The sequence below is a fragment of the Brevibacterium sp. AGC70 genome (genome assembly GCF_057334195.1).
Genome location: NZ_JBHFIH010000009.1, coordinates 254,899 through 258,485, shown reverse-complemented (window position 1 = coordinate 258,485; position 3,587 = coordinate 254,899). Strand labels below are relative to the sequence as shown.

The 3,587-nt window shown below is 61.6% G+C and carries 4 protein-coding genes and 1 pseudogene; all 5 read left to right on the top strand.

Annotated elements, in window-relative coordinates; translation table 11 throughout:
* Nucleotides 1-109 (top strand): annotated as a pseudogene (locus tag ACE03M_RS06690) (DNA-binding protein WhiA); the annotation flags it as partial.
* Nucleotides 110-118: 9 nt separating this feature from the next.
* Nucleotides 119-1,120 carry a type I glyceraldehyde-3-phosphate dehydrogenase gene (gap, locus tag ACE03M_RS06685; RefSeq protein WP_485933233.1) on the top strand — a complete coding sequence of 334 codons (1,002 nt, stop codon included), beginning with the start codon at nt 119-121 and terminating at the stop codon, nt 1,118-1,120.
* Nucleotides 1,117-2,334: a phosphoglycerate kinase gene (locus tag ACE03M_RS06680; protein WP_485933231.1), complete on the top strand. Its 1,218-nt coding sequence runs from the start codon at nt 1,117-1,119 to the stop codon at nt 2,332-2,334. The genes gap and ACE03M_RS06680 overlap by 4 nt, the downstream gene beginning before the upstream one ends.
* Nucleotides 2,335-2,348: 14 nt before the next feature.
* On the top strand, nt 2,349-3,134 hold the full coding sequence (gene tpiA / locus ACE03M_RS06675; protein WP_485933230.1) for a triose-phosphate isomerase: 786 nt from the start codon (nt 2,349-2,351) through the stop codon (nt 3,132-3,134).
* Nucleotides 3,135-3,177: 43 nt separating this feature from the next.
* A complete protein-coding gene (secG, locus tag ACE03M_RS06670; protein ID WP_143921748.1) occupies nt 3,178-3,423 on the top strand; it encodes a preprotein translocase subunit SecG in 246 nt (81 codons plus the stop codon).
* Nucleotides 3,424-3,587: the final 164 nt, after the last annotated feature.

Genomic DNA, 3,587 nt, shown 5'->3' with positions numbered 1-3,587 from the left:
CGCCGGTCGTATCCGGCGACTGCTCTCGACTGCCGACAAACATGCCGAAGATCTGGGAATTCCGGGCACAGAGGCCAGTCTCACCCCGGAAATGCTCGAAGATCGCTAAGATCGAGGCATGAGACGAATCGCCATCAACGGCTTCGGCCGTATCGGTCGTGCCCTGTACCGCCTGTCCCTCGAATCCTCATCTGACTTCGAGGTCGTCGCCATCAACGATCTCACCGACACCCAGACTCTGGCTCATCTGCTGGCCTATGACTCCGTATGGCCGCGCTTCGATCACACAGTCGAGGCCGACGAAGACTCACTGACCGTCGATGGGACCACCATCGCGGTGCTCAGCCAGGCCGATCCTGCGCAGATCGACTGGTCCGCATACGAAGCTGAACTCGTGGTCGAATCCACCGGACGATTCACCCGACGTGACCAGGCCGAGGTTCACCTCGGCGGGACTGTGAAGACAGTCGTGCTCTCGGCGCCGGGCAAGGACGTGGACGGGACGTTCGTCATGGGCGTCAACGAAGCCGACTTCGACCCGGCCCAGCACACTGTCGTCTCCAACGCCTCGTGTACGACGAACTGCATGGCCACCATCGTCAAGGCCGTCGATGACGCCATCGGCGTTGAATCGGGCCTTCTCAACACGGTCCACGCCTACACCGGCGATCAGATGCTCGTCGACGGTCCGCACCGCGACCTGCGTCGCGCCCGTGCCGCGGCCGTCAACATCGTCCCGACGACAACCGGTGCCGCACGCACCGTCGGCAAGGTGATGCCGCACCTGGCAGGCAAGCTCGATGGACTCGCTGTCCGGGTCCCCGTCCCCGCCGGATCGATCATCGACTTCACCTTCACCCCGAAGAAGGGTGCCACGACCGAGGAGGTCAACGAGATCCTGGCGAAGGCTGCAGAGTCCTCGCCGTACCTCGAATACTCCACGGCACCTCTGGTGTCGACCGATATCGTCGGCACCACCGCCTCGGCGATCGTGGATTCCCAGCTCACGATGACGCTTGGCAACCAGATCAAGATCGTGGCCTGGTACGACAACGAATGGGGCTACACCAACCGCCTCAAGGACATGGTCAGCTACATCCTCGGTGAAAGGAACAAATGAGGACATACGACGACCCGCAGATCTTCTCCCACCGCACGGTCCTCGTTCGCAGCGACCTGAACGTGCCGATGGACGAGGGCACGATCACCGACCGTGGTCGCATCCTGGCCTCGGCCGGCACGATCAAGTCCCTCGCCGAGGCGGGGGCACGGGTGATTGTCATGTCCCACCTGGGGCGGCCAAAGGGCGCTCCCGATCCGCAGTTCTCGCTGCATCCGCTGGCTCCGGAACTCGCCGAGGCGATCGGTCGCGATGTCGTATTCGCCGCCGACACCGTCGGTGACGAAGCGACGACCAAAGCAGCGGCACTGGGTGATGGTGAAGTCCTTCTGCTCGAAAATCTGCGCTTCAACTCCGGTGAGACCTCAAAAGACGATGGTGAGCGGGGAGCCTTCGCGAAACAGCTGGCCGCACTGGCGGATGACTTCGTCTCCGACGGTTTCGGAGTCGTCCACCGCAAACAGGCATCGGTCTATGACATCGCAGACCTGCTGCCGCACTATGCCGGGTCTCTCGTTCGGGCCGAGGTCGAAGTCAGTGATCGACTGCTGAACTCGCCACAGGCACCATTCACGGTCGTCCTCGGCGGATCGAAGGTCTCAGACAAGCTCGGCGTCATCGACAATCTCATCGATCGTGCTGACAACCTGCTCATCGGCGGCGGGATGGTCTTCACCTTCCTCGCCGCGCTCGGCCACGATATCGGATCCAGTCTCGTGGAGAAGGATCGAATCGAGGACGTCAAGGGCTACCTCAAACGTGCCGAAGGCGGGGGAGCGAAAATCGTCCTGCCCACGGACATTGTGATGGCCGCGTCCTTCGCTGCCGACGCCGAGAACTGGGTGCGCCCCGTCGCGGAGCTCGAGTCGACACAAGCAGGTGCGCAGGGCCTGGGCCTCGACATCGGTCCCGAATCGGCCAAAGCCTATGCTGAGGTGATCTCAGACTCGACCACCGTCTTCTGGAACGGACCCATGGGGGTCTTCGAATTCCCCGCCTTCGCTGCCGGAACCAAGGCAGTGGCAGAGGCACTGACCAACAAGCAAGAAACCGACTCGTCTCGACTGACTGTCGTCGGCGGAGGTGATTCTGCTGCTGCCGTGCGCACACTCGGCTTCAGCGATGACGAGTTCGGGCACATCTCCACAGGAGGCGGTGCCAGCCTCGAATACCTCGAAGGCAAAACGCTGCCCGGACTCGAAGCACTCGCGTGAGAAAGAAGACGACAATGAGCGATCGGACCCTGCTGCTGGCTGGCAACTGGAAGATGAACCACGATCATCTCGAAGCGATCTCGAGTGTCCAGAAGCTTGCTTGGGCACTTGAGGACGCCAAACTGGACGGGACGCAGTGCGATGTCGTCGTCATTCCTCCGTTCACCGACATCCGATCCGTGCAGACTCTCATCCAGGGAGACAAACTGTGGCTGACCTACGGTGCACAGGATGTCTCGCAGCACGAACCGGGAGCGCACACCGGAGAGATCGCAGCATCGTTCCTGGCCCGACTGGGCTGTACATATGTCGTCGTCGGTCACAGCGAGCGGCGTGCGAACAACGACGAGACCAATGATGTCGTCGCGGCCAAGGTCAAGGCCGCATTGGCCCAGGAGATCACACCCATCCTGTGCATCGGTGAGTCACTGGAACAGCGTCAGGAGAAGACCCACGTGGACTTCACTCTTTCGCAGCTCGAAGAGTCATTGGCCGGTCTCGATGCCGCGGCACTCGAAGGGCTCGTCATCGCGTACGAACCTGTCTGGGCGATCGGCACAGGGGAGACCGCGACAGCAGAGGACGCAGCCGAGATGGCCGCGGCCATCCGCGACCGCCTGGAAGAGAAGCACGGCTCCGCATTGGCGTCGAGCACCCGGATCCTCTACGGTGGTTCGGTCAAGACCGATAACGTCGCTGAGATCCTGGCCTCCGACGATGTCGACGGCGCGCTCGTCGGGGGAGCGAGCCTCAACGGGCCCGATTTCGCCGCTTTGTGCAAGGCCGCAGTAGCAAAGTAGACTGACCAACAAATCCTCTGACGAAATATAGGTAGTTCTCGACGTGGAAATCCTCAACATCACACTCATCGTGCTGCTCGTTCTCACGAGCATCTTCCTGACATTGCTCATCCTTATGCACAAAGGCAAAGGCGGAGGCATGTCAGACATGTTCGGTGGCGGCATGTCCTCGTCGCTGGGTTCCTCGGGCGTGGCTGAGCGCAACCTCAACCGGTTCACGACTCTGATGGCGATCATCTGGGGTGCATGCATCATCCTGTTGGGTCTCATCACCCGTTTCAACGCCTGACACAGACGTCTGCCGACGTCTGACTGCGCAAGCCCGCTCTCGGCTGCGAAGGCCCTGCCTGAGGGCTGTGGACGGAATATCGTCTGAGCCCACCTCGGCGTTCCAGCCACCATGACGCGGAGTTCATCTGCCAAGACGAAGGACCCTGACCGATTGGTCAGGGT

Excerpts from the sequence above, each read along its gene's own strand:
- tpiA (WP_485933230.1), top strand. The coding sequence starts at position 2,349 with ATGAGCGATCGGACCCTGCTGCTGGCTGGCAACTGGAAGATGAACCAC.
- ACE03M_RS06680 (WP_485933231.1), top strand. The coding sequence starts at position 1,117 with ATGAGGACATACGACGACCCGCAGATCTTCTCCCACCGCACGGTCCTC.
- gap (WP_485933233.1), top strand. The coding sequence starts at position 119 with ATGAGACGAATCGCCATCAACGGCTTCGGCCGTATCGGTCGTGCCCTG.